1 rRNA gene is annotated in these 1676 nt (G+C 53.3%); it reads left to right on the forward strand.

Annotated features, from left to right (window positions below):
• A 23S ribosomal RNA gene (locus VF726_RS31460) occupies nt 1-1676 on the forward strand; the annotation flags it as partial.

Below are 1676 nucleotides of genomic sequence, written 5' to 3' on the forward strand. Positions count from 1 at the left end.
AATGGTATCAGTGGTAGGGGAGCGTTCTAAGGACAGTGAAGTCAGACCGTAAGGACTGGTGGAGTGCTTAGAAGTGAGAATGCCGGTATGAGTAGCGAAAGACGGGTGAGAATCCCGTCCACCGAATGCCTAAGGTTTCCTGAGGAAGGCTCGTCCGCTCAGGGTTAGTCAGGACCTAAGCCGAGGCCGACAGGCGTAGGCGATGGACAACAGGTTGATATTCCTGTACCACCTCTTTATCGTTTGAGCAATGGAGGGACGCAGAAGGATAGAAGAAGCGTGCGATTGGTTGTGCACGTCCAAGCAGTTAGGCTGATAAGTAGGCAAATCCGCTTATCGTAAAGGCTGAGCTGTGATGGGGAAGCTCCTTATGGAGCGAAGTCTTTGATTCCCCGCTGCCAAGAAAAGCTTCTAGCGAGATAAAAGGTGCCTGTACCGCAAACCGACACAGGTAGGCGAGGAGAGAATCCTAAGGTGTGCGAGAGAACTCTGGTTAAGGAACTCGGCAAAATGACCCCGTAACTTCGGGAGAAGGGGTGCTTTCTTAACGGAAAGCCGCAGTGAATAGGCCCAAGCGACTGTTTAGCAAAAACACAGCTCTCTGCGAAGCCGTAAGGCGAAGTATAGGGGGTGACACCTGCCCGGTGCTGGAAGGTTAAGGAGAGGGGTTAGCGTAAGCGAAGCTCTGAACTGAAGCCCCAGTAAACGGCGGCCGTAACTATAACGGTCCTAAGGTAGCGAAATTCCTTGTCGGGTAAGTTCCGACCCGCACGAAAGGTGTAACGATTTGGGCACTGTCTCAACCAGAGACTCGGTGAAATTATAGTACCTGTGAAGATGCAGGTTACCCGCGACAGGACGGAAAGACCCCGTGGAGCTTTACTGTAGCCTGATATTGAATTTTGGTACAGTTTGTACAGGATAGGCGGGAGCCATTGAAACCGGAGCGCTAGCTTCGGTGGAGGCGCTGGTGGGATACCGCCCTGACTGTATTGAAATTCTAACCTACGGGTCTTATCGACCCGGGAGACAGTGTCAGGTGGGCAGTTTGACTGGGGCGGTCGCCTCCTAAAGTGTAACGGAGGCGCCCAAAGGTTCCCTCAGAATGGTTGGAAATCATTCGTAGAGTGCAAAGGCATAAGGGAGCTTGACTGCGAGACCTACAAGTCGAGCAGGGACGAAAGTCGGGCTTAGTGATCCGGTGGTTCCGCATGGAAGGGCCATCGCTCAACGGATAAAAGCTACCCCGGGGATAACAGGCTTATCTCCCCCAAGAGTCCACATCGACGGGGAGGTTTGGCACCTCGATGTCGGCTCATCGCATCCTGGGGCTGTAGTCGGTCCCAAGGGTTGGGCTGTTCGCCCATTAAAGCGGTACGCGAGCTGGGTTCAGAACGTCGTGAGACAGTTCGGTCCCTATCCGTCGTGGGCGTAGGAAATTTGAGAGGAGCTGTCCTTAGTACGAGAGGACCGGGATGGACGCACCGCTGGTGTACCAGTTGTTCTGCCAAGGGCATAGCTGGGTAGCTATGTGCGGAAGGGATAAGTGCTGAAAGCATCTAAGCATGAAGCCCCCCTCAAGATGAGATTTCCCATAGCGTAAGCTAGTAAGATCCCTGAAAGATGATCAGGTTGATAGGTTCGAGGTGGAAGCATGGTGACATGTGGAGCTGACG

Source organism: Bacillus sp. Brlt_9 (assembly GCF_051948935.1).
GTDB lineage: Bacteria > Bacillota > Bacilli > Bacillales > Bacillaceae_G > Bacillus_A.